The organism is Mucilaginibacter lappiensis (assembly GCF_900155965.1).
In the GTDB taxonomy this organism is placed as follows: Bacteria; Bacteroidota; Bacteroidia; order Sphingobacteriales; family Sphingobacteriaceae; genus Mucilaginibacter; species Mucilaginibacter lappiensis.
The window spans coordinates 353,206-376,211 of record NZ_FTMG01000002.1 but is presented as its reverse complement, the minus strand read 5'-3'; the positions used below and the strand labels follow the sequence as shown (position 1 = coordinate 376,211).

The 23,006-nt window shown below is 42.5% G+C and carries 23 protein-coding genes; 7 read left to right on the top strand and 16 right to left on the bottom strand.

The features are described 5' to 3' along the window. Positions 1-19: 19 nt before the first annotated feature. Positions 20-352: a hypothetical protein gene (locus tag BW976_RS05815; RefSeq protein ID WP_175614051.1), complete on the bottom strand. Its 333-nt coding sequence runs from the start codon at positions 350-352 to the stop codon at positions 20-22. A 234-nt stretch (positions 353-586) separates the two neighbouring features. Here BW976_RS05815 and BW976_RS05810 point away from each other — a divergent pair, with 234 nt between their 5' ends. From BW976_RS05810 to BW976_RS05800, 3 genes are all read left to right on the top strand, one after another. Next, the gene (locus BW976_RS05810) at positions 587-934 is read left to right on the top strand and encodes a hypothetical protein (RefSeq protein ID WP_076371345.1); all 348 of its coding nucleotides are present in this window, start codon (positions 587-589) and stop codon (positions 932-934) included. 122 nt (positions 935-1,056) lie between these two features. Further along, a complete protein-coding gene (locus BW976_RS05805) occupies positions 1,057-1,755 on the top strand; it encodes a peptidylprolyl isomerase (protein ID WP_076371343.1) in 699 nt (232 codons plus the stop codon). Between the two features lie 155 nt (positions 1,756-1,910). Beyond that, positions 1,911-2,678, top strand: coding sequence for an exodeoxyribonuclease III (locus tag BW976_RS05800; protein ID WP_076371341.1), 768 nt, complete (start codon positions 1,911-1,913; stop codon positions 2,676-2,678). Positions 2,679-3,027: 349 nt separating this feature from the next. Here the strand turns inward: BW976_RS05800 and efp are convergent, their stop codons facing one another. The 7 genes from efp to BW976_RS05765 all read right to left on the bottom strand — a co-directional run bounded on the left by efp (position 3,028) and on the right by BW976_RS05765 (position 10,394). Next, the gene (efp, locus tag BW976_RS05795) at positions 3,028-3,591 is read right to left on the bottom strand and encodes an elongation factor P (RefSeq protein ID WP_076371339.1); all 564 of its coding nucleotides are present in this window, start codon (positions 3,589-3,591) and stop codon (positions 3,028-3,030) included. A gap of 163 nt (positions 3,592-3,754) precedes the next feature. After that, the gene (locus tag BW976_RS05790) at positions 3,755-4,972 is read right to left on the bottom strand and encodes a hypothetical protein (RefSeq protein ID WP_076371337.1); all 1,218 of its coding nucleotides are present in this window, start codon (positions 4,970-4,972) and stop codon (positions 3,755-3,757) included. A gap of 24 nt (positions 4,973-4,996) precedes the next feature. After that, a complete protein-coding gene (locus BW976_RS05785) occupies positions 4,997-5,617 on the bottom strand; it encodes an ABC transporter ATP-binding protein (protein WP_076371335.1) in 621 nt (206 codons plus the stop codon). A gap of 103 nt (positions 5,618-5,720) precedes the next feature. Next, positions 5,721-6,506: an acyl-ACP--UDP-N-acetylglucosamine O-acyltransferase gene (gene lpxA, locus BW976_RS05780; RefSeq protein WP_076371333.1), complete on the bottom strand. Its 786-nt coding sequence runs from the start codon at positions 6,504-6,506 to the stop codon at positions 5,721-5,723. Further along, positions 6,503-7,912: a bifunctional UDP-3-O-[3-hydroxymyristoyl] N-acetylglucosamine deacetylase/3-hydroxyacyl-ACP dehydratase gene (locus BW976_RS05775; RefSeq protein WP_076371331.1), complete on the bottom strand. Its 1,410-nt coding sequence runs from the start codon at positions 7,910-7,912 to the stop codon at positions 6,503-6,505. The genes lpxA and BW976_RS05775 overlap by 4 nt, the downstream gene beginning before the upstream one ends. Positions 7,913-7,931: 19 nt before the next feature. After that, a complete protein-coding gene (gene lpxD, locus BW976_RS05770; protein ID WP_076371329.1) occupies positions 7,932-8,984 on the bottom strand; it encodes a UDP-3-O-(3-hydroxymyristoyl)glucosamine N-acyltransferase in 1,053 nt (350 codons plus the stop codon). 183 nt (positions 8,985-9,167) lie between these two features. Next, the gene (locus BW976_RS05765) at positions 9,168-10,394 is read right to left on the bottom strand and encodes an HD domain-containing protein (protein ID WP_076371327.1); all 1,227 of its coding nucleotides are present in this window, start codon (positions 10,392-10,394) and stop codon (positions 9,168-9,170) included. A 251-nt stretch (positions 10,395-10,645) separates the two neighbouring features. On the opposite strand from BW976_RS05765, the gene porX reads away from it, so the two are divergent. Then, on the top strand, positions 10,646-12,199 hold the full coding sequence (gene porX / locus BW976_RS05760) for a T9SS response regulator signal transducer PorX (RefSeq protein WP_076371325.1): 1,554 nt from the start codon (positions 10,646-10,648) through the stop codon (positions 12,197-12,199). Between the two features lie 482 nt (positions 12,200-12,681). Here porX and hisS read toward each other — a convergent pair whose 3' ends face one another. Further along, entirely contained in the window at positions 12,682-14,265 is a 1,584-nt protein-coding gene (gene hisS, locus BW976_RS05755) for a histidine--tRNA ligase (protein WP_076371323.1), read from the bottom strand. 136 nt (positions 14,266-14,401) lie between these two features. Between hisS and BW976_RS05750 the strand changes: the two genes are divergently transcribed. Beyond that, positions 14,402-14,914, top strand: a complete 513-nt coding sequence (locus tag BW976_RS05750) for a GNAT family N-acetyltransferase (protein WP_076371321.1) — start codon at positions 14,402-14,404, stop codon at positions 14,912-14,914. A 57-nt stretch (positions 14,915-14,971) separates the two neighbouring features. On the opposite strand, the gene BW976_RS05745 is transcribed toward BW976_RS05750, so the two are convergent. The 7 genes from BW976_RS05745 to BW976_RS05715 all read right to left on the bottom strand — a co-directional run bounded on the left by BW976_RS05745 (position 14,972) and on the right by BW976_RS05715 (position 21,125). Then, the gene (locus tag BW976_RS05745; RefSeq protein ID WP_076371319.1) at positions 14,972-15,439 is read right to left on the bottom strand and encodes a low molecular weight protein-tyrosine-phosphatase; all 468 of its coding nucleotides are present in this window, start codon (positions 15,437-15,439) and stop codon (positions 14,972-14,974) included. Between the two features lie 74 nt (positions 15,440-15,513). Then, the gene (locus BW976_RS05740) at positions 15,514-16,308 is read right to left on the bottom strand and encodes a S1/P1 nuclease (protein ID WP_076371879.1); all 795 of its coding nucleotides are present in this window, start codon (positions 16,306-16,308) and stop codon (positions 15,514-15,516) included. An 85-nt stretch (positions 16,309-16,393) separates the two neighbouring features. Beyond that, positions 16,394-16,933: a hypothetical protein gene (locus tag BW976_RS05735; RefSeq protein WP_076371317.1), complete on the bottom strand. Its 540-nt coding sequence runs from the start codon at positions 16,931-16,933 to the stop codon at positions 16,394-16,396. Between the two features lie 70 nt (positions 16,934-17,003). Then, on the bottom strand, positions 17,004-18,401 hold the full coding sequence (fumC, locus tag BW976_RS05730; RefSeq protein ID WP_076371315.1) for a class II fumarate hydratase: 1,398 nt from the start codon (positions 18,399-18,401) through the stop codon (positions 17,004-17,006). 143 nt (positions 18,402-18,544) lie between these two features. Continuing rightward, entirely contained in the window at positions 18,545-19,195 is a 651-nt protein-coding gene (locus BW976_RS05725) for a transporter permease (RefSeq protein WP_076371313.1), read from the bottom strand. 3 nt (positions 19,196-19,198) lie between these two features. Then, complete coding sequence (locus BW976_RS05720; RefSeq protein ID WP_076371311.1) at positions 19,199-20,065, bottom strand: DUF4747 family protein; 867 nt, start codon at positions 20,063-20,065, stop codon at positions 19,199-19,201. A gap of 55 nt (positions 20,066-20,120) precedes the next feature. Beyond that, positions 20,121-21,125, bottom strand: a complete 1,005-nt coding sequence (locus tag BW976_RS05715; RefSeq protein ID WP_076371309.1) for a tetratricopeptide repeat protein — start codon at positions 21,123-21,125, stop codon at positions 20,121-20,123. Between the two features lie 108 nt (positions 21,126-21,233). Between BW976_RS05715 and BW976_RS05710 the strand changes: the two genes are divergently transcribed. Further along, entirely contained in the window at positions 21,234-22,448 is a 1,215-nt protein-coding gene (locus BW976_RS05710; protein WP_076371307.1) for a serine hydrolase domain-containing protein, read from the top strand. Between the two features lie 161 nt (positions 22,449-22,609). Further along, positions 22,610-22,915, top strand: coding sequence for a YbaB/EbfC family nucleoid-associated protein (locus BW976_RS05705; protein WP_076371305.1), 306 nt, complete (start codon positions 22,610-22,612; stop codon positions 22,913-22,915). The last annotated feature ends 91 nt before the right edge of the window (positions 22,916-23,006 follow it).

Here is a 23,006-nt window from a genome sequence, read left to right as displayed (position 1 = left end):
TTTGCAGGAAAAGAAAATATTATGAAAGCGCAGGAGGGGCGCGGCCGGCAGCCAGTACAAGCGCTATGCTTACAAAACTATAGTCGCTGGCTTTAAAAAAATGTAGTGTAGCTATTTGGGGTATTAAATAAAATGCCTGGTCAATAACAGCTGCCTGGTAATGCATAGCATCGCACAGGTAACATTTTTCCTTAACGGATTGTTGTTGTTGCTGATGATGATCATGAGTAGCGTAAACCGTTCCAGTTGTTTTGGCAAGCAGGTGCTGGTGGGTATAAACAACATATTGCCCGGCTATAAAGCAAATAAGCAATAGCCAGGAGTATAGGATATGTAACTTGTTTTTTTTCACCCTTAAATGTCTTTTTACAAAGATCATGCAAAAGTAGTTAATAAAATGTTAAAAATAATGCAACATTGTAACATTAATGATAATCGCATATCAGTTGATGGTTCATAGATCATAGTTCATGGTAAAAAGAATAAATAGCTATAAGCCAGGATGCACAGTCAAAACTAACTCTTTCCATGAACCATCAACCATGAACCATAAGCGTTCAGACAACTATTACTTATATTTGCCGGTATGACACCTGCCGAAATTAATGTGAGATGGGATGCGCTGCAGCAACGTATTGCCCAGGATTTTGATAACGAAAAACCCGACCTGAAAGTAATGCTGTTTTTAATTGGCGTGCAGGAGCTTGGTCAGGGGCCACGCAAATTCAGTAAACGCCAAAAGGAAGAGCTGATGCATATTGCCAACTGCCGCCTTTTTAGCATGCTGGGTTTTTATGAGCTGGAGGGCCTTGACCAGGACGGCTGGCCACATTGGAAAAGAGTTAAAGTTATACCCAACTATACCTTGCTGGAGCAGGAAATGATCCTCAAATCACTGATGGTCAATTATTTCGAAGAACTGGAAGGAAATTAATAATATCACAAAAGAGGGGCTGTCACCTTGAGCACCGTCAAAGGGTAGAGCGCAGAGGCCTCCCCACCATGCTTCGACTGTGCTCAGCATGACACCCTTTTTAGACTATTTAAATAGCATATATGAAAAAACTCCTTACCCTAAGTTTGCTCCTGTTAAGTGTTACCGTATTTGCCAAACCACCCAAAAACCAATACGTACGTATCAGAACCAGTTATGGCGATTGTATCATCCGCCTGTATAACGAAACTCCATTGCACCGCGATAATTTTATAAAACTGGCTAAAAAAGGTTTTTACAACGGCACCTTATTTCACCGGGTGATCCAAAATTTTATGATCCAGGGTGGCGATCCTGACTCTAAGAAGGCGATACCTGAATTAGAACTAGGCGAAGGCGATGTAGGTTATACTGTACCTGCCGAATTCAGGGATAGCCTGTTTCATAAACGTGGTGTACTAGCCGCTGCTCGCGATGAGAACCCGAAGAAAGCATCAAGCGGCTGCCAATTCTATATCACCGAGGGCAAACGTTTTACTGATGGCAAGCTGGATACTTTGGAGAAAACCCGTTTGAAAGGGCGCAAGATACCGGCATGGCAGAGAGAATGGTATAAATCTGTTGGCGGGGTGCCTCACCTCGACCAAAATTATACCGTTTATGGTGAAGTGGTTTCGGGGCTTGACATGGTTGACCGCATCGCGGCTGTAAAAAAAGATGCCTGCGACCGCCCGTTAACGGATGTACCCATGACCGTAGAAGTTCTCAGCAAAAAGGAATGCGGCCAATTGGATAAAATATTGAGCCCACCGGAGGGGTAATGATTTAGGAATTCGGATGTTCGATTTCGGATTTTTAGTTTACTGACGTATCAAGTAAAATCTAAAATACCGTATTTTTGGCATTCTAATTCCGAAATGAAAATATCGTACTTTAGTTATTCAAAAAATCCGAAATCGAACATCCGAAATCCCAAATGAAAATTATCACCTATAACGTTAATGGTATCCGCTCAGCTATCAGCAAAAACTGGCTGGCCTGGCTGCAGGCTACCGATGCCGATGTGGTTTGCCTGCAGGAAATTAAAGCAACCCCTGACGTACTCACCGATCTTGGACTGGTAGACCAGCTGGGATACAAGCATTATTGGTTCCCGGCCGAAAAGAAGGGCTACAGCGGCACCGCCATTTTTTGCAAACAAACTCCTAAACATATTGAATATGGTTGCGGCATCCCTGATTTTGACCGCGAAGGCCGTTGTATCCGCGTTGATTTTGACGAGGTATCCGTCATGAGCGCTTACTTCCCGTCGGGCTCCAGCGGCGATGAGCGCCAGGTGTTCAAATACCGTTTTTTAGATGAGTTTGGCAGATACCTTACCCTGCTCAAAAGCCAGTATCCAAAGTTGGTGGTATGCGGCGATTATAATATCTGCCATCGCCCTATTGATATTCACAATCCCAAATCAAACGCCAACTCTTCAGGCTTTTTGCCCGAAGAACGCGAATGGATGGAGAAATTTATTGAAGGAGGGTTTATCGATACCTTCCGTCACCTGAACAAAGAACCTCATAACTATACCTGGTGGAGTTTCAGAGCAGGGGCAAGAGGCAAAAACTTAGGCTGGCGTATTGATTATGCTATGGCCAGCACCGAGCTGGAAGCCAACATTAAACGTGCCTCCATTTTGCCCGAAGCCAAACATTCCGACCATTGCCCCGTGCTGCTAGAACTGAAGTTTTAGCCCCCGGCCCCCTTAAGGGGGAGTGATTAATCAACACGTCATTGAGGCACGAAGCAAGAGCCCCCTCTAAACGGCGAAGCCCTCATGTAATAATCTCCCCCGGAAGGGGAGACTTAGCTTCAATTTTTTAAAGTCCTCCCTACAGGGGAGGATTTAGGTGGGGCTCCATGTGCTTAACTTAATGACATTGCGGGGAGGGTTGGGTGGGGCTTTTGTTTCGTACCTCACAATGACGCGCGGAAATGGTATAAAAAGGAAGCGGCTCCATTGGAGCCGCTTCCTTTTTATACTGAGAAAGTAATATGCAATTCAAAAAGTTCCCCCTTCAGGGGGTTAGGGGGTTAGGGGGCTACGCTTTCACACGCTCTACATAAGTGCCTGTAGTGGTATCTATCTTTACTTTATCGCCAATGTTGATGAATAGGGGAACACGGATCTCGGCACCGGTTTCAACGGTAGCGTTTTTTTGCGCTCCACTTGAGGTATCGCCTTTAACAGCCGGCTCGGTGTAGGTAATTTCCAACTCGGCCGAACCCGGGATAGAACCCATGATGGGCTCTTCGCTTTCAAAAGCAACAATCACATTCATGCCTTCTTTTAAAAACTTAACCGCAGGACCAAATAATTTTTTAGGTATACTGTGCTGATCATAAGTAGTGTTATCCATTACTACCAGTGATTCGCCCTCGTCATATAAATATTGATAATCGCTTGTTTCAACACGGGCAATATCTACCTCTTCGTCGGTACGGAAACGGTATTCAACCAATTTACCCGATTTTACGTTACGCATACGGGCCTGGTAAAAGGCACGTAAGTTACCTGGTGTACGGTGTAAAAACTCTTCAACCTGCACTAATTCGCCATTAAAGCGAAGCACATTTCCATTTTTAACATCTGATGCTTTAGCCATAAAAAAATATTGAGGCCGCAAACTTAGCTACTTATCGGCAAAGAAACAAGTGTGCTTCAGTTGTTTGAGAGAGTGGCTGATTAAGTTATTTGGCTGAATGGTATTGAAAATAAAGGGATAGAATAAGGCACAAGCAAAACCCTTTAGGAATGTTAAAATAGGTCTAAGGATTTTTATCAGTGCCATTTTGAATAGTAACTCCATCCAGGCTTTCCAGCCTTGCAACCATTCCCCAACCTTCTATCTGGTTAGCTATTCCGATCAATAATTCATTATCTCCCTGTTTAAGCGGAACTTCTAAAATATAATTGGATACATCCACACGTCCGCCCGGATTTTTTTCATAAAGCTTCCCCGCCCCGTTCTTTCCATTGTAAACCAATTTACGGTTTATAAACACGTATACCTCTTTATTAAAACCAAAATCAATTTTAATGGAACGTTTTATATCTGCTTTTATAGTTGTTTTGAGCCAGGTATACCGGTTACGCTTGGGGTAACTGGTAAATTCTTCGCCCTCAAACCTACGGCTCAAATTAATTATACCGCGCCGCTCGGCAACTATGGGCTGCCATTGGGTGGTATCTTTGGGCAAGTCATCCTCCGTCAGCTCATGTCCTTTTTCCAGGTACTGTGGATAAGTAACCTGCCAGTTGCGAATATAACGCGGGTCATTGTCGGTTATATCCAAGCCCTCCGCCGGTGAAAGCCCTTCCGTCTCATCAGGTTTTATAATAAGGTTGGCAAACAATGCCTCGCCATTAAATGAAATGGCACCCGTGGTATAGTTACCTTCCAATCGTGACACCTTCATGGTTGGTTTTACACTATGGTTTATATAAACCAGCATTTGCATTCCTGATATAACTAGTTTGAAATGGTTCCAGTCCTGATTATGAATAACCGCATCTCCGCGATAGGGTGTCATCAAATCCCATATATTGTTGCCATGTATATAAGGTGTGTATTGCATGGCATCACCCCGCTGTTCCGTTTCATTTAGCCTGGTACGGAGATAAACGCTTTCATAATTATAAATATCCTTTTGATGAAAATTAATGATCAAATCATTAACATAATCATTCTCTATCGGCTTAGCATCAAACTCAATCGTTCCGTTGGTAAAATTAACGCCCTTTAAGGTTACAGGCATTTCCTCACGGTCCGCCATCGGTAAAGCCTTCATTACTTTTAGTCCTTTATAAACAAGAAATTCGGCTTTACGCTTACTGGTATCAAACCGGGAGGCTTCAAACGGAATAAGGATAATTTTCTTTTTTTTGGATGGTTTAACCTGGGCGGCCAAACCCCAACAGCTAACTATGAAAGCTAAAAAGGTTAATAAGGAATATCTGATAGGAACACCGATATTATTGGCCATGGTTGAAAATTAATTAACTGTTTGTTATATTTTATAATCCGAAATGCTAAGCTGTTGACCGCAAAAGCTGTATTCATGTTCCTGGTTTGAGCAAACGATGGTAAGGCGGTTATGCGCAAACTGCTCCACAAGGTTCAGATACCAATCAACACCCTGCGTATCCAGATTAGAGGTGGGTTCATCCAACATGAGGATAGGCGTATCGGCACAAAAGGCCAGTATCAGCTTCAACCGCTGTTTCATACCCGATGAAAAATACCGGATCAGCTTGTGCTCACTTTTGGCCAAACTCAACAGCCCGACCAGTTCCTTTTTATCGATACCCGGTTTGTACTGTTTAAATTTAAAATGGAAATCAACCATCTCGGTGAGGGTAAACTCCTCAATCAGTTCCAGGTATGGGGCGGCAAGGCTTAGGTGGCTAAATACCTCCGTTGGTTCAATAGGCTTACCCTGAAATGTATAATTGATGGTACCTGCGGAAGGCGTAAGACTGGCATTTAAAACCTGCAGCAGGGTTGATTTGCCCGAGCCATTTGGCCCTAATATCGCGTAAGCCTGGCCACTGTTAAAAGTATAATCAACCCCTCTGAATATCCAGTCGCGGTTAAATCTGCGGCCAATGTTTTGAAGGGTGATGTTCATTTTAGTTCATAGATAATGGTTCATAGATCATGGAAAGAGCTTATAGTTGATGCTTCATAATTAAATAGTGGCTATGAACCATCAACTATATACCATGAACTATTTAAGTATTCCCGAAGCCCTTCATGATGCCTCTTTGCGAGTTTTGCAAAAAGTTAATGATCTCGTCGCGTTCGATGCTTGGGGTAAATTCGGCCTCAATAATATCAAGGGCCTTGCTCACATTATATTTTTTAAGGAATATAATCCTGTAAATCTCCTGGATCTCGTTGATGGTTGCTGCCGAAAAACCTCTGCGGCGTAAGCCAACCGAGTTGATACCCACGTATGATAAAGGCTCGCGACCAGCTTTAGTAAACGGAGGAACATCTTTACGTACCAACGACCCACCCGATATCATGCTGTGCGCGCCAATCTCTACAAACTGGTGTACGGCCGATGAGCCGCCTACAAAAGCATAATCATAAATATTGATGTGCCCGGCCAATTGTACCGAGTTGGCAATGATCACATTATCGCCAATAACACAATCATGCGCTACGTGCACATAAGCCATCAGCAGGCAATTGCTGCCAATGGTGGTGGTATTTTTATCCAACGCGGTACCACGGTTAAGGGTAACACACTCGCGTATGGTAGTGTTATCGCCTATAGATACGGTGCTTTGCTCGCCTTTGTATTTTAAATCCTGCGGCGGGGCAGATACTACAGCGCCGGGAAATATGCGGCAGTTTTTACCGATGCGGGCTCCATCCATAATTACGGAGTTGGAGCCGATCCAGGTACCCTCGCCAATTTCCACATCTTTGTGGATAGTTACAAAAGGCTCAATTACCACATTGTCTGCTATTTTGGCCTGTGGGTGTATATATGCTAAAGGCTGGATCATGCTTCGCTGGTTTTATTTACTTTTACAATTTGCGCCATCAGTTCTGCTTCTACCACAATACGTGAGCCAACCATGCCGATACCCTTCATTTGGGCAATGCCTCGTCTGATAGGAGCTACCAGGCTGCAATGGAAGATGATGGTATCACCGGGCACAACCTTGTCCTTAAAACGGGCGTTCTCTATTTTCAGAAAAAGGGTAATATAATTTTCAGGATCGGGTACGGTGTTTAACACCAGGATGCCACCGGTTTGCGCCATGGCTTCTATCTGCAAAACACCAGGAAAAAGCGGTGAACCCGGGAAATGCCCCATAAACAGGTCCTCGTTCATGGTTACATTCTTTAACCCTACTACATGGCTTTTTGACAGTTCCAATATCTTATCAACCATGAGCATAGGCTGCCTGTGAGGCAGTATTTTCATGATTTGAACAGTATCATATACCGGTGTCATATTAGGATCATACACTTTTACATGCTTACGGCTTTTTTCTTTTTTAATAAGCGCCTTTATCTTTTTTGCAAAAGCTACGTTAGCCGCATGCCCGGGCCTTGCAGCCATGATATGCCCTTTCAGCGGAACACCAACCAGGGCCAGATCGCCTATCATATCCAGCAGTTTATGCCTTGCAGGCTCATTCTGGTGGCGAAGCTCAATATTATTTAAAATACCCTGCGGCGCTACTTTAATGTCTTTACGGTTAAATAGTTTGGCCAGGTGTGCCAGTTCTTCCTCATCAACCTCTTTATCCACCACTACGATGGCATTGTTCAGGTCGCCTCCCTTGATCAGGTCATGTTTTACCAGCATTTCCAGCTCATGCAAAAAGCAAAAGGTACGGCAGGAGGCTATTTCTTTTTTAAATTCGGCAATGGTTGATATACTGGCATGCTGGCTGCCCAATACCTGCGAGTTATAATCAACCATGCAGGTAAAGCGATAATCATCAAGCGGCATAGCCACCATCTCTACCTTACGATCGGGTTCAGAGTAGTGTATATTGTATGGTATGTGGTAGTATTCGCGGTCGGCATCCTGTTCAATCAGGCCGGTTTCCATAATCACATCCACAAACTGTATGGAACTGCCATCCATGATGGGAGTTTCGGGGCCATCCATGTCTATCAACACATTGTCGATCTCCATACCCACTAGCGCCGCCAGCACGTGTTCAACCGTATTTACGGTGGCCCCATTCTGTGAAATAGTGGTACCACGAGAAGTATCGGTCACATTATCAACGTCGGCATCAATGATCGGCGAACCCGGCATATCAATCCTTCTGAATTTATAGCCATGGTTTTCTGCCGCCGGGTTAAAGGTCATGGTTACACGCTGACCAGTGTGTAAACCTGTGCCCGAAACCGATACCGGCGCTTTAATAGTTCTTTGTTTTACATTCATAATATTAATGTACACCGTATTAATTTTCGTCGCCTTTAGCGTTACGTAGTTCTGTAATTATTTTTTCTAATTCGTTTATTTTTCTCTCCAGCTCAGGCAAACGGCTAACCACCACATTTGAGCGCATGCTGGCATTATAATAGGTAGCAGGCGTACCTGCCCATTTTTTACCTTCTTCTTTAAGTGAGCGTGTTACACCAGATTGCGCTTGTAATTGCGATCCATTGGCAATAGTAATATGCCCTATTAAACCAACCTGCCCGCCTAATATCACATTTTCGCCAACACGGGTGCTGCCCGCTATCCCTGATTGAGCTGCAATTACAGTATTAGTACCAATTTCTACGTTGTGTGCTATCTGTACCAGATTATCCAACTTAACGCCTTTACGTATCACTGTTGAGCCCATAGTCGCCCTGTCAACAGTGGTGTTTGCCCCTATCTCCACATTATCTTCGATTATCACGTTGCCAATCTGGGCTATTTTTGAATAGGTACCATCCGGGTTAGGTGCAAAGCCAAAGCCATCGCTGCCGATCACCGCTCCCGAGTGCACTATAATATTATTACCTAGCACACAATCGAAATAAATGGTAGCTCCCGAAAACAAGGTAACATTATTGCCAATAGTAACATTATCGCCAATGTTAACATTAGGATATATTTTACAATTATCTCCAACTTTTACATTGGTACCAATGTAAGCGAACGCGCCTATATAAGGATCGGCGCCAATTTGAGCCGTTGGATGTATAAAGCAAGGCTCTTCAATACCTTTTTTGTTTAGTTTTAGGGTATTATATTGTTCAAGCAGAACCGTAAACGCGCTGTACGCATTTTTAACACGTATCAGGGTGGCTTTCACCGGTCCTGTAAGCTGCTGATCCTGATTGATGATAACCACAGAAGCATTGGTGGTATATAAAAACTGTTCGTACTTTGGATTGGATAAAAACGTAAGGCTTCCGGCATCGCCGTCTTCTATCTTAGCCAGCTTATCAACCGTTACTAAAGCGTCACCCTCAACCGTTCCGTTGAGCAATAAACTTATATCCTGAGCAGTAAATTGCATCGACAAATTTAAATGTTAAAATTAAAGCAGCAAATTATTAATTAGTTGTTAGTAGTGAGTTATTAGTTTTGAGTGTCTCTCTTAATAAATTCTTCATTTTCAAGCTATTTATTTACAAAACCCATTACTCAAAACTGTCAACTTATCACACGAGCTCTATGACATCTTGCCTGTCATTTACCCCTACAGCAAATCTTTACTATAACAGGTTATATGTTTTTTAACCGTTTTGATCAGTGCTTCCAGATTGGAGTTGTCACTGGCCTTGGTTATATCACAAACCTCACCATTTTTCATCAGGATACCTATATTACCGTCGCCTGCCGTGTAAGCGTTGTTACGTATGGAGGTTGTAAAAACAAAATAAGAGGCGTCCTGCTCGCTGATATTATATTTTTCCATCGCCTTTTTGGTCAGCTGGGCCACAAATGCAGCATCCGGCTCTTCATTAGTAATATCTACATGGTAAAGATTTCGCTGAACCAGGTTTTTAGCCAGGGTCGACAATAAAAAATCTGGATGACTTGCCCAAACCTTTACCGCCGACATGATATCGGCATCATCCAAACTCGCGAAAATATCCAGGTGATGATCCTCTTTCTTAAAAACCTCCCTGCTGATATTGCTTTGGATAAAATGCTTGAGCGCTGGCGTGGCAAACACATCTTCGCCCTGTAATATCAACTCGCGCCCGCGTTTAAATACTTTCACCAGCAATTCTTCGCCGGCTATAACTGTTTTATGCAGATAAACCTGCCAATACATGAGCCTACGAGCTATCAAAAACTTTTCGATAGAGTAAATTCCTTTGGCTTCTACCACCACGTGATCGTCCTTCACATTCAGCATCTTGATGATACGGTCTGAGCTGATCACTCCTTCGGATACGCCGGTAAAAAAGCTATCGCGGTTCAGGTAATCCAACCTGTCCATATCTAACTGGCTCGACACCAATTGATGCAAGAACCGGCGCGGATAAGTATCGTTAAATATATCAATAGCCATACTTAAACCACCGCCAAGCTGCTCGTTTAGTTTGTTCATCAGCATGGCCGAAATATCTTCATGCGCTACACCGGCTATAATAGTACGCTCCAGCGCGTGCGAAAATGGGCCGTGACCAATATCGTGCAGCAATATGGCTATAGTTAAAGCTTCTTCCTCATCGCGACTGATGTGATGTCCCTTGTTACGCAGCGTTTCAATAGCCATAGCCATCAGGTGCATAGCGCCCAGGGCATGATGAAAACGTGTATGCAATGCTCCCGGGTATACCAGGTGGGTCATGCCCAACTGCTTAATATATCTTAACCGCTGAAAATAGGGGTGTTCGATGAGGTCAAATACCAGCTCGGTAGGGATGCTGATAAAGCCATAAACAGGGTCGTTTATAATTTTCTTTTTATTCAACTTGGTTCTTTACGATGCAAAAATGTAAAACAAAGGTAAAATAAGCGCATGATGTTTGTTAATTTTTGTTAATACCTTTACTTATCAACAACAAATCACTCCCTTTGAGGTTTAATCGTCGATATCAGCGTTTGCGGAGTTAAAGAATTTATTAAATTTTGTTAATTCCTAAATCAGTTAGTTTAACTTTATTCTGTTAATTCTTCAATCCTGTAAATCCTGATTCAGACATTTTTTAATCTACATATACTATGCAAGACACCACCATTTTATGGGCCGATGACGAAATTGACCTTTTAAAGCCACATATACTTTTCCTGAATGAAAAAGGATACAAAGTAACCACCGTAACTAACGGTAACGATGCTGTTGATACTTTTAAGCAGCATTATTTCGACCTGGTTTTCCTGGATGAGAACATGCCGGGGCTAACCGGACTGGAAACCCTGCAGCAGATCAAGAACATTAATAATGATGTTCCGATTGTACTGATCACCAAGAACGAGGAGGAATACCTGATGGAAGATGCCATCGGATCCAAGATTGATGATTACCTGATTAAACCGGTACATCCCAAGCAAATACTGCTCACCATAAAAAAGCTGACCGAAAACAAACGCCTGGTTACCGAAAAAACAACCATGGCCTACCAGATGGATTTCCGGACGCTGGGTATGACACTTAATGACAACCTGAGCCACCAGGAATGGGTTGACGTGTACAAAAAACTGATATACTGGGAGCTGGAACTGGAAAAGCTGGAAGACGCCGGCATGCACGAGATATTGACCCTGCAAAAAGCCGAAGCCAACGTGCAATTCTGCAAGTTTGTAGAGCGCAATTATTTAAACTGGATCAAAAATCCGGAATTTGCGCCAACCAGTTCACCGCAGTTGTTTAAAAAGAAAGTGTTCCCGAAGCTGGATGGTAACGGCCCGCTATTCTTTATCCTGATAGATAATTTGAGGTATGATCAGTTTAAGGTGATCAACCCTATTATATCTGAGTATTTCCGCCTGGAAGAAGAGGATACTTACTATAGCATTCTGCCTACCGCTACGCAATATGCTCGTAACTCCATATTTTCGGGCTTAATGCCTTTGGAAATGGAAAAACGTTACCCAACCATGTGGCAGAATGATGAGGATGAGGGGGGTAAGAATTTATATGAGTCGGAATTTATTGCCGACCACCTGAAACGTGTGCTCCGCAAAGAGTGCAAATACTCGTACCATAAAATACTGAATATTGACGAAGGCCGCGCCCTGAACGAGTCGGTGAGCAACCTAATGAACAACGAGCTGAACGTGGTGGTGTACAACTTTGTGGATATGCTATCCCATGCCCGTACCGACATGCAGATGATTCGCGAGCTGGCCAGCGATGATGCTGCCTACCGATCTTTAACCCTATCATGGTTTGAGCACTCACCGCTGTTCGACCTGTTGAAATTTTTGGCCTCAAAACAAGTGCGTGTGGTGATCACTACCGATCACGGTACCATTCGTGTTAAAAACCCAAGCAAAATTGTGGGCGACCGTAACACCAATACCAACCTGCGTTACAAACAAGGTAAAAACCTGAATTATAATGCCAAAGAGGTATTCCACATCCGCAATCCGCATGATGCTATGCTGCCCAAACTGCACCTAAGCTCGAGCTTTGTATTTGCCAAGGAAGACAGCTATTTTGTATACCCCAACAACTACAACCACTTTGTGAATTTTTATAATGAAACATTCCAGCACGGCGGTATATCATTGGAAGAGATGATCATTCCGGTGGTTACTTACGGACCTAAGTAGCCCCCCAGTCCCCTAAAGGGGGGACTGTATAAAGAAAAAAGGCCATCACTTTTGAAAGTGATGGCCTTTTTTCTTTAATATCTCATTGTCATTCTGAGGAACGAAGAATCTATTGTTGAACATGCCGCTTGGAGAGCAGATGCTTCACTATGTTCACTGTTGTCCGATAAAGCAAAAACGTAAAAATTTTTACCGGACAGCCGGTATCGAAATGGCTGCGATATTTAGGACAAAAAACACTTTATAACACTATAACGCAACCATAAGCGGTCAAATGCCAGGAATATCGATGTTTTGCTTAGATTTTTACCGGACAGCCGGTTTTTAAAAATAGGCGCAACTTTTCGTTTTTGAAGGGGCTTACTTTTAAAAAGGCAATAAAAAAGGCCCTTTTGAGGCCTTATGGGATGTTTTCTAATAGCAATGTGACTTTTACCGGACAACAGTGCACTATGTTCAGCATGACAAAATCGTTTGGGCTGTTATCCAACCATTCGCTTCACAATATTCTCAACACTCAGCTTCTCCTGTTCGCCAGTTTCCATGTTTTTGAAAGCAAGTAAACCGCTTTGTATTTCCTCGCTGCCAATCACTACAGTGTAGGGGATGTTTTTATTATTGGCATACTCCATCTGTTTTTTGATTTTGGCACCCGCGGGATAAAGCTCGGCATTGATGTTCTGATGGCGTAGTTGCTGCAAGAGGGGTAGGCCATATAGCTCGCCTTCTTTATCAAAATTACAGATCAATACCTGCGTGCTTTGGTTGGCCGCGGCAGGGAACAAATTCAATTCTTCCAGCACATCATAAATACGGTCGGCCCCAAAGGATATGCCTACTCCGGTTAATCCTTTTAGTCCGAACATACCGGTCAAGTCATCATAACGACCACCGCCGCCGATGCTGCCCATGACTACTTCATTGGTCTTTACCTCGAATATCGCACCGGTATAATAGTTTAGTCCACGGGCCAGGGTAATGTCCAGCTCCAGTTTTGCGGTTTGCAATGGACACTTTTCGATATAACCAAATACGGTTTCAATTTCATCGCAGCCCTTTAATCCAACTTCGGATGAGGCTAGAGCCTGGCGCAGGCTTTGCAGCTTTTCAGTATTGGAACCTTCCAGTAAAATAACCGGTTTTATTTTGTCGATATCAGCCTCGGTAAAACCGCGCTCCAGTAATTCTTTGATCACACCATCGAGCCCGATCTTATCCAGTTTATCTATGGCTACAGTTAAATCGATAATATTATCAGCTTTATCTATAATCTGTGCAATGCCTGATAGAATTTTCCTATTATTAATTTTTATGCTGAAATCTTTCAATCCAAGCTTACTCAAAGCCTCGTCATAGATCATCACAAACTCGGCCTCGTTCAGTAAAGAATCAGAACCCACCACATCAGCATCGCACTGGTAAAACTCCCGGTAACGCCCACGCTGTGGTCTGTCGGCACGCCAAACCGGCTGCACCTGGAACCGCTTAAATGGGAAAGTGATCTCATTTTGATGCTGTACTACATAACGGGCGAAAGGCACGGTAAGGTCATAGCGGAGGGCTTTTTCGGAAATATCTAGAGTTAATGATTTCGAATCTAAACCTAACTCATAGCCCGTTATATTAAGATCTTCTAATTTAATATCTAATTCACTTATCGCTTGAGCCAAATCAATTTTCTGAGCAATCCAATTTTGCTTAACGATTTCATATCTATTACCTATACTTATCCAATAATGATAATCAGGTTCATTGCCTGGAATATTCGCGGCCCTATAAGCTTTATTTATTAGTTTATTTAAAACGGGAATAAAAACGTCATATTGTTTTTTAATCTTCGTAACATAATCCCCAGAATCGAGTACTTTAAAAATCAGTTTATCACCCTCATCACCATACTTACCAGTTAAGGTAGACAGATTCTCCATGGTCGGTGTTTCTATCTGCTGATAGCCGTATTTACGGAACACGCTTTTAATGGTATCAAAAATATAGTTACGTTTCACCATTTCGGTGGGTGAAAAATCGCGGGTGCCTTTGGGTACGGATGGTTTGATGGATGCCATGCGGCAAATGTACAAAAAAGCAAATTATGGGTTTACAATAATCCAACCCTGTAACACCATGACTTTATGCCCCGTATTGACTTAAATGACACTCTTTTTACCTAAGCCTTTGCGGAAAAATATATTTTTGAGAACCATGAACATTATTACTCAAACGCCGCGCTTGCTGATCTGTGAATTTACACCCGAAGATGAAACCCTTTTGCTTGACCTTGATGCCGACGCGCGTTTAACCCGCTATGTAAAAAAACGCACTGCGCAGGAAAGCAAAAAGGTTTTTAAGGATACCCTCAAGGATTATCAAAAACAATCGGGCATGGGACGCTGGGGTATCTTTAGCCTGGCTGATAATGATTTTGTGGGTGTTTGCATCCTCAACTATAGTGAATTTGATAGCAGCAGCATTGAACTGGGCTACCGCCTGCACCTCAAATACTGGGGATCGGGCATTGCTACGGAGCTTGCCCAAGCGTTGGTATCCTACGGCTTGAACGAAATTGGGCTTAAAGAAATATGCGCGGTTACCCATCCCGAAAACAGGGCATCGCAAAAGGTTTTATTTAAGGCTGGTTTCCAACCGCACGGTCGTGCTTTTTGGTATGGTGAGGATCTTCCTTTTTTTAAGGTAAGCAGAAGTAGCCCCCTCTAAACGGCGAAGCCCTCATGTAATAATCTCCCCCGAGAGGGGAGACTTTAAAAAAACACTTTAAGCCCTCTCCTTTGGAGAGGGTTGGGTGAGGCTCCTCAACTCTTTAATAATATCCTTACAACCACCTTCAATCAGTTCAAAAACGGGTTCAAACTGGTTATCATCGTAATAAGGATCAGGAACTATTTTATCCCCAAGCAATAGTTTTACTTTTTGGGCCTCATCGTCATTACGAGCCATGTTCAGCACATCGTTCATGTTGTTTTTATCCATCACAAAAACATGATCGAAATGATCAAAATCTTTTGTTTTAAACTGGCGGCAAACCTGCTTGCTGATGTCGACACCGTGGTTGCGGGCTGCACGAACAGATCGCTTGTCGGGACCTTCACCCACATGCCAGCTTCCCGTACCGGCCGAATCGACCGTCCAATTTAAACCCTGCTCATCGCTCAGGTGCTGCATAATCCCTTCCGCCAGCGGCGAACGGCATATATTACCCAGGCAAACCATTAGTATCTTCATATTTTAAGCTTAAAGCAAAAAGCCGAAAGCTCAAAGCTTTTTGCTTTAAGCCTTCGGCCTTTAGCTTAAATAAATTATCCAAATATCTTATTCAATACACCGGCAAGGCGAACGCCTGCTTTCAGCATCTGGTGATTCAGTATATCGATGTATTTAAAATTGTATTTGTAGCTCAGGCTATCTCCGGTTTTGGTATCGGCATACAGTTTTTCTGCAAGCTGGTTGCTTTCAAACAACCATTCGCTTATCGGGGCGCTTTGCAATTTGGCCCGCTCTGCAGCAGTGGTATGGTTGATCATGGTTGCATACTCGGTATAGCTCAGTTGCTGAAAATCAATCAGGCCGCTGTCCCAAACCGAATGCAGGTTGCTTTCTTTACCAAACCATTGTACTTTAATATCATTAGCCCCCTTATCACTGGTGTGGCCGGTATGCAGCGGCTGATGCACGTCCTCTACAATGTGGATCAGCATATGCAGGTAAACCTGCTTATTAGTCTTACTAAGATTTGGTTTCTTTAACTCTGCTATTAGGAAATTCATTTTGGTATAGGCATCAGTAGCAGTGTCTGCCTTTAAATAAGCTTGCAGCTCGGGATAGGTATATGCCTTGTCTAGGTCAATAAAATGCCAGGTGTACAGGTAGTTATAGGCCGGGTCTGATTTAATAAAATCGGCCCAGTTACTACCAATGGCGATTGACTCGTAACCTAAAATTCCCTGTATAACTTTTCGCGCTTTGGGGGTTAAATAACTGTCGGCTATCTGTCCGCAAACACGGTGACCGGTAGGTCCCCAGGCCATACTTTGCAATGGAATATAAAATACGGCAATAAGCAGGATAATCTTTTTGAAAAATTGGGTTTTCATTATTTTACTTTGTTTTTTTATTGGCAATAAAGCTATCATAAGTCTTTTATATTTTATTTAAATGGATACTCATGATGGATCATTGTTACAATGGCTTTGGTGTGCAGCTTGTTCGTTTAATTAAATGGGCGTTGATGGGTATAACGTTGGATGTACTGGCAAACTGGATAAGCGAGTCGGTTTTTTGTTTCACCTTAAAATACTCTTCATAATCGCCGGAACGGAAACAGCCTTTCTCGTCTTTATAACTGCCATCGGCATTACAAAACTCGCCTTTCAGGTGCAGGGTGTCCTGCCGTTGCGTGTAGGTGCCCTTGATGTATTCGGCCCAGTGACCGCTGTTCATGCAGCTATCAGCACCGTAATTTACTTTGCTATAGGAACTGATCTTTACAAAGAACGAATCGCAGCTGAATTTAAGATCATAAAGCGAATAGGAAACTAATCGCTTTTGCGCCGGTACCGAATCCTGCCGCCACTCGCCCTGAACATATTTTTCGCCGGGTTTTTGCTTATCCGGGTTCATGGTGCAAGAGGCTAGTAAAAAGGCGAAAGGTAAAAGGTAAAAGGCAAAAGGTCCTTTTGTAATGATAGATAAAAGACTAAAGCTAAATGGCTTTGACATAAACAATTTGCTATAAAAGCAGTAAATAAAAAGCCCCTCTCCTGTAGGAGAGGGGTTTGGGCTGAGGCTCTTATTTTAAAGAACCTATCATATCTTCGGCGCGTACCCATTGGTCAAACTGCTCGTTGGTTAACAAGCCCAGACCTATGGCGGCTTCACGTAGTGATGTGCCTTCTTTCAGCGCGGTCTTGGCAATTTTGGCCGCATTCTCATAACCGATATGCGGGTTTAACGCGGTAACTAGCATCAGTGAGTTTTCCAGGTGTTTTTTAATGCCTTCGTAGTTGGGTTCAATGCCAACCGCGCAATGATCATTAAAGGAAACGCAGGCATCGCCAATTAAACGGGCCGACTGTAAAAAGTTGGCAGCCATTAACGGCTTAAATACATTCAGTTCGTAATGTCCGTTTGATCCGCCAATGGATATGGCTACGTCGTTACCCATTACCTGGGCAGCTACCATGGTAACCGCCTCGTTTTGGGTTGGATTAACCTTGCCCGGCATAATAGATGATCCCGGCTCGTTATCTGGGATATGGATCTCGCCAATACCTGAACGCGGACCAGAAGCCAGCATCCGGATATCATTAGCTATTTTCATTAAGGATACGGCTATCTGTTTCAATGCACCATGGCTTTCCACAATAGCGTCATGCGCAGCCAAGGCTTCAAATTTATTCTCAGCAGTGATAAATGGCAGACCGGTAAACTTGGCAATGTATTCGGCCACTTTTACATCGTACCCTTTAGGGGTGTTGATGCCGGTACCAACAGCAGTACCTCCTAAAGCCAATTCAGACAGGTGATCCAATGTATTACGCAGCGCCTTTAAACCGTGATTTAATTGAGATACATAACCAGAAAATTCCTGGCCTAAAGTCAACGGTGTAGCATCCATCAGGTGCGTACGGCCAATTTTTACCACGTTTTTAAATGCCTCAACTTTAGCCTGCAGCGTATCACGCAGTTTTTCAATACCAGGGATAGTTACATCGATCAGTATTTTGTATGCCGCGATGTGCATAGCGGTAGGGTAAGTATCATTTGAAGATTGTGATTTGTTCACATCATCATTGGGGTGGATGAAAGTTTTGCCTTCGCCGAGCTTATTGCCTTGCAATACGTGTGAGCGGTTGGCCACCACCTCGTTCACGTTCATATTTGATTGTGTGCCCGAGCCGGTTTGCCATATCACCAGCGGAAATTCGCTGGCTAAAGCACCGGTTAATATTTCGTCGCAAACCTGTGCTATCAGGTCGCGTTTTTCGGCGGGTAGTACACCCAGATCGGTATTGGTATAAGCGGCAGCTTTTTTAAGATAGGCAAACGCGTCAATGATCTCTTTGGGCATAGATGCCTCCGGACCAATTTTAAAGTTATTGCGTGAACGCTCTGTTTGTGCTCCCCAGTATTTATCGGCAGGTACCTGTACCTCGCCCATGGTATCGTGTTCGGTTCTGAAACTCATGGTAGTATTAAAATTTAGCAGGGCAAAGTTATGGTTTTATATGAAGTAAGGGAATGGCTAAGCGTAATCTTTTTAATACAAGATTAGTGGCTTTATTGGATTAATGATGAAGCTTATTTTCCGAGATCATAGAATAAGAACAGTCATGAATTAGTTTTAGTACTTTGATCTTTCTTTTGATCATCCGCTATCCTATTGGTGTAAGTAAAGAAGTGAATCGTTTGCGAGAACATAAAAACGTGCTTTATAACACTTACGAGTATTAATATGCTATAGGTAACTAAAAATGTCATGAAGAATAATGCACTAACATTTATAGATTTTTCAACGAAAACAAGAGCGGTACAGCTAGGCTTCCAGATAATACCATCTTGAAGTTTATCCCATATACGTATAAAAAAGGATGATAATAATGCGCTTATTTGCACAAGCACTGAAACCCCCATTACTCCATTCAATTTCTGATAGAAACTGTAATTATTTTGCCCTTTCAGAGGTTTTGTTATTTTACTTAATATTTCAGTTCCACCAAACCCGACAATTAAGACATATGCTCCTAAATTAAAGCCAAGCATACTTGGTAATATTCCGAAAGCAACTTCGACAACCTTCTGAATGATATCATAAGCACTTGTCATACTGAAGCAGAGTGATACTATAAATAAAACGGATAATATTATACTGACCTTAAAAAAGAAATTCTTATAAAACTTTCCATCTGACTGATAAATATTCCATAAAGTACGAATATCTCCTTTGTGTTTAGCTTTAATTTCTTCTGGGTCGCTGTACATAAATCATATACCTCTATACAAATGGATAAATTTATTAAACCAGCGCTGAGGTTTTATATCATTTTCATTTATCAATTCAGCTTCTTGTAACAAAGGCTTTTGTGTATTAGATACCGTCTTAATTTTTCTACTATCGGGGGTTTTGATTTTAGCTGATTTTATAACTCCGTTATTTCTTGCGACTTCAATTCCACCCCCTAAAAAATTAACATCTTTTATTTTCAATCCTTCCTGATTGTGGTCAGCCTCCGCTATAACAGATAGCTTCCCGATGTTATTTTCATGAAGATATTCATCAAATAACTCACCTTGAGCTGGCAATGCATCGGAATTAGTATATGTTATCTCATAACTTAATTTATAAACAGCTTCTGCATTGAAAATTTCATCTATTATCGATGGTTCTTTCTCAAAGTCAATCTCAATTTTTTCATCTGGGGCAATATATTTACCCAAATGCTCCCTTAAGAATCGTTCAACATCGCCAACGGTGGGTGAATTCGGCGTCTTTAATAAACCTAAACGGTGAATACTAGGAATAAAAATATACTCGCCGGTAATTGGTTCTAGAATATTATCCTTATTAACTACTTCTTTTGAAACTTTATTATTGTTAATGACTCTTATTTCATCTTTATCGAAAAATGAGATTCCTTTCCCTAAATTACCATAAAAATATTTTAAGCCTTTTTCCTCTCGTTCAAATGGCTTATACATCGTTATAGCCTCATTCTTATTGAGTCGAGTAAAATGTGGTTTTGAAGTGATTGCTTTTATTAAGTTTTCATAGGCAATTATCCTTTCATCCCCTTCTTTTAACGACTGTAGTTTAATATTGAAGACGTAAAACTTGAATTTTTTAATAGCCATTGTTACAGATTTAGGTTTTAATTATGCTATAAATATATCATATGTTTCAATATCCTCAAAACTTTCTTTCCGCGGCAGCCACCCACGCTTCCAATGCCTTGCGTTTATCCTCATTCTGCTGCAGCCATTGTATATCGGCAGCTTTATTAGCGCTCAGATCCATCAACCGGGCAAAAGCGGGCATGTGTTCTGTTTGGGCCAGTTTGTAAAAGAAACCCGCGTAATAATTCCTGAAAAAATCATTCCCGGTTTGTTTTTCGGACAGTTCGCCAATGGCTATAAATATCGCCTTTAACTGGGCGGCCAGCAGATCGGCCGGGGAGGCGTATTTTCTGTTATCGGTAGTAGCAGCCGCGGTGGCTATTGCTTTATTTAAAGCGATGTTTTCAACATCAGTTTTGCCCTCTATTTTTAGTGCTCCTCCTTTTAAAATGCTTTGCATATTGGCATATGCCTCGGCAGATCGCGGACCATCGGGTTCCAGTAATAAAAAATTGCACAGGGCCAGCAGGGCGGGGGCTCGTTTATTTTGATGGAACGTTACCAAACCATACAGCCGCTGACTGTTGGCGTGTTTGGGATCAAGCTTGATGGCTTCAATTGCAGCCAGTTCTGCATCGGCATATTTACCGGCTCTGAAATAGGCCAGGCCAATGTTAAAATAGAAGGGTTGATAGTCTGGTTTAATCTTAATTCCGGCTTTGTATGCATCTATAGCCTGTTGTGGTTGTTTTGTCGCATCATAAATACTTCCCAGGAGCTCGTAGGCCGGCCCCGTAAAGTTGTTACTTGTTTTAACTACTTTATTTAGATAGGTGATTCCGTCCGTACCTTTACCTGATGAAACCAGTGAAAAGGCCATCTGGTAATTAGCCTGGATATTTTCCGGATCGGCGGTTAGGGCCTGTTTGTATTTTTCAATCGCAGCGGTGTAGTTATGAGCATTGTTAAGCTCAATGCCCTCTTTTATCAACGCGCTTACATCCGCATTTTGTGCATACGTAGCAATCGACAACAACAAAAATAAAATAATGAGTTTGAGTTTTTTACCTAAATCCATACCTAAACATACAAAGAGAATCCCCTTTAAAGAAAAAATTAAAACTTTAATTCATACCTGCGTTATAATTTCTAATTTTCGCATTCGTTTAAGTTGAGAAATTCATTTATGAGATTAGTGTACCAGAGCATTTTAACAGTTACCGCAACATTGCTGATATTAACATCCTGTTCGTCAAAAAACAATGATAAAAATAAAAGTTTAAGTCCCGCCGAAAGCAAACCTTTAGATACCGCCACCCTGCTGGCCTACAACCCCAAAAACGCCGATAAAAAGATAGACGAGGTGATGAAAGAGCTTCATCGTACCCGTGGCTTTAATGGCAACGTACTGGTGGCAAAAAAAGGAAAGATAGTTTATGAAAACGCGATAGGCTGGGCCGATTACCTGCATCGCGACAGCCTGAAATTAAGCTCTCAATTTGAACTGGCATCGGTTACTAAAACCATGACCTCCACCGCTATTTTAATGCTGATGGAACGTGGCAAACTCACATTGGACGATGATGTAAAGAAGTTTTATCCCGACTTTCCATACAGTGGGGTTACCATACGCCTGCTGCTTACCCATCGCTCGGGTATGATGAACTATGTATATTTTATTGACGATATATACCGCAGCCAGCATTTGAACCAGAAAAAGGGGCTCACCAATGCCGAGGCCATGAAAATGATAGCCGATTATAAACCACGTCCGTTTAATGTACCCAACAAACGCTTTTTGTATAACAACTCCAACTTTATGGTGCTGGGCGCTATTATTGAAAAAGTGAGCGGTATGAGCTATGCCGATTTTATGAAACAGAACGTATTTGCCCCGGCCAGCATGGTGCATACCCATGTATATTCCAAGGCTGTATATGATAAAATACCGGTTGACGTAGTGGGCCATGATCGCGGGCAATGGCGGTACTCTGTAGCACAAAATTTCCTGGATGGCCCTGTGGGCGACAAGGGCATTTACAGTACGGTTGGCGATCTGTTCTTATTTGATCGTGCTTTACGGGCGGGGCGTTTATTAAAGCAGGCTACGCTCGATTCGGCTTATGTACCCCGTAACCCCATGCTGCATGGCCACTTTAGCTATGGTTATGGCTGGCGTACATTTACCGCACCTGGGCAGGAGGTTATTTATCATACCGGCTGGTGGCACGGCTTCAGGCACATTTATTTGCGCGACATGAAAAACGATATCACCATTGTGCTGTTAACTAATTTAGCCAATGGCAGCTTGTTAAAACTGGATGATCTGTTTAAGGCCGCAGGTATGCCTATTGTACGCAAAAGCGCCTATACCGGCAACGGTGATACCAGCGATGATTAGTTATTTGATGTGCGGATGTGCAAATTTCAGATGTGCAGATGAAAGCATTTGCTCATCTACATTTCAGTTAAGATCATCCGCACATCTGAAACGGCGCAGCCCTCAACGGAGTTAATCTGCATATTTGCATATCTGAAATCTGCACATCTAATTTAAATATCATGTTTGATAAACTCATGGAAGCCCAGCAAAAGGCTGGCGAAATAAAAAAACGCCTGGACGGCATCACCGTATCCGGTGTGGCCGAAGGCGGTAAGATCACTGTTACCGCGAATGCCAATAAGGTGGTGCAATCTATCCATATCGACAGCGCTTTCTTTGCCGATGCCGATAAAGAAGAGATTGAAGAACTTTTGGCAGTAGCCATTAACAAAGCGCTGGAACAGGCGGAAAATATAAGCCAGAGTGAAATGGCCGCCATGACCAAAAACATGTTTGGCGACCTGGGCGGCATGTTTGGCCAATAGACCCCAAAAGTGGGTTTACATGGTTTACACTTTTCAGGGTTAACATTTTTATATATAATTGATAATCAATTATATAAATTCGATTTACCTC

Excerpts from the sequence above, each read along its gene's own strand:
- efp (WP_076371339.1), bottom strand. The coding sequence starts at position 3,591 with ATGGCTAAAGCATCAGATGTTAAAAATGGAAATGTGCTTCGCTTTAAT.
- BW976_RS05710 (WP_076371307.1), top strand. The coding sequence starts at position 21,234 with ATGAGATTAGTGTACCAGAGCATTTTAACAGTTACCGCAACATTGCTG.
- BW976_RS05725 (WP_076371313.1), bottom strand. The coding sequence starts at position 19,195 with ATGTACAGCGACCCAGAAGAAATTAAAGCTAAACACAAAGGAGATATT.
- BW976_RS05705 (WP_076371305.1), top strand. The coding sequence starts at position 22,610 with ATGTTTGATAAACTCATGGAAGCCCAGCAAAAGGCTGGCGAAATAAAA.
- BW976_RS05790 (WP_076371337.1), bottom strand. The coding sequence starts at position 4,972 with ATGGCCAATAATATCGGTGTTCCTATCAGATATTCCTTATTAACCTTT.
- hisS (WP_076371323.1), bottom strand. The coding sequence starts at position 14,265 with ATGGCATCCATCAAACCATCCGTACCCAAAGGCACCCGCGATTTTTCA.
- BW976_RS05720 (WP_076371311.1), bottom strand. The coding sequence starts at position 20,065 with ATGGCTATTAAAAAATTCAAGTTTTACGTCTTCAATATTAAACTACAG.
- BW976_RS05800 (WP_076371341.1), top strand. The coding sequence starts at position 1,911 with ATGAAAATTATCACCTATAACGTTAATGGTATCCGCTCAGCTATCAGC.
- BW976_RS05740 (WP_076371879.1), bottom strand. The coding sequence starts at position 16,308 with ATGAAAACCCAATTTTTCAAAAAGATTATCCTGCTTATTGCCGTATTT.
- BW976_RS05735 (WP_076371317.1), bottom strand. The coding sequence starts at position 16,933 with ATGTCAAAGCCATTTAGCTTTAGTCTTTTATCTATCATTACAAAAGGA.
- porX (WP_076371325.1), top strand. The coding sequence starts at position 10,646 with ATGCAAGACACCACCATTTTATGGGCCGATGACGAAATTGACCTTTTA.
- BW976_RS05810 (WP_076371345.1), top strand. The coding sequence starts at position 587 with ATGACACCTGCCGAAATTAATGTGAGATGGGATGCGCTGCAGCAACGT.
- lpxA (WP_076371333.1), bottom strand. The coding sequence starts at position 6,506 with ATGATCCAGCCTTTAGCATATATACACCCACAGGCCAAAATAGCAGAC.
- lpxD (WP_076371329.1), bottom strand. The coding sequence starts at position 8,984 with ATGCAATTTACTGCTCAGGATATAAGTTTATTGCTCAACGGAACGGTT.
- fumC (WP_076371315.1), bottom strand. The coding sequence starts at position 18,401 with ATGAGTTTCAGAACCGAACACGATACCATGGGCGAGGTACAGGTACCT.
- BW976_RS05715 (WP_076371309.1), bottom strand. The coding sequence starts at position 21,125 with ATGGATTTAGGTAAAAAACTCAAACTCATTATTTTATTTTTGTTGTTG.
- BW976_RS05775 (WP_076371331.1), bottom strand. The coding sequence starts at position 7,912 with ATGAATGTAAAACAAAGAACTATTAAAGCGCCGGTATCGGTTTCGGGC.
- BW976_RS05805 (WP_076371343.1), top strand. The coding sequence starts at position 1,057 with ATGAAAAAACTCCTTACCCTAAGTTTGCTCCTGTTAAGTGTTACCGTA.
- BW976_RS05745 (WP_076371319.1), bottom strand. The coding sequence starts at position 15,439 with ATGAAGATACTAATGGTTTGCCTGGGTAATATATGCCGTTCGCCGCTG.
- BW976_RS05785 (WP_076371335.1), bottom strand. The coding sequence starts at position 5,617 with ATGAACATCACCCTTCAAAACATTGGCCGCAGATTTAACCGCGACTGG.
- BW976_RS05750 (WP_076371321.1), top strand. The coding sequence starts at position 14,402 with ATGAACATTATTACTCAAACGCCGCGCTTGCTGATCTGTGAATTTACA.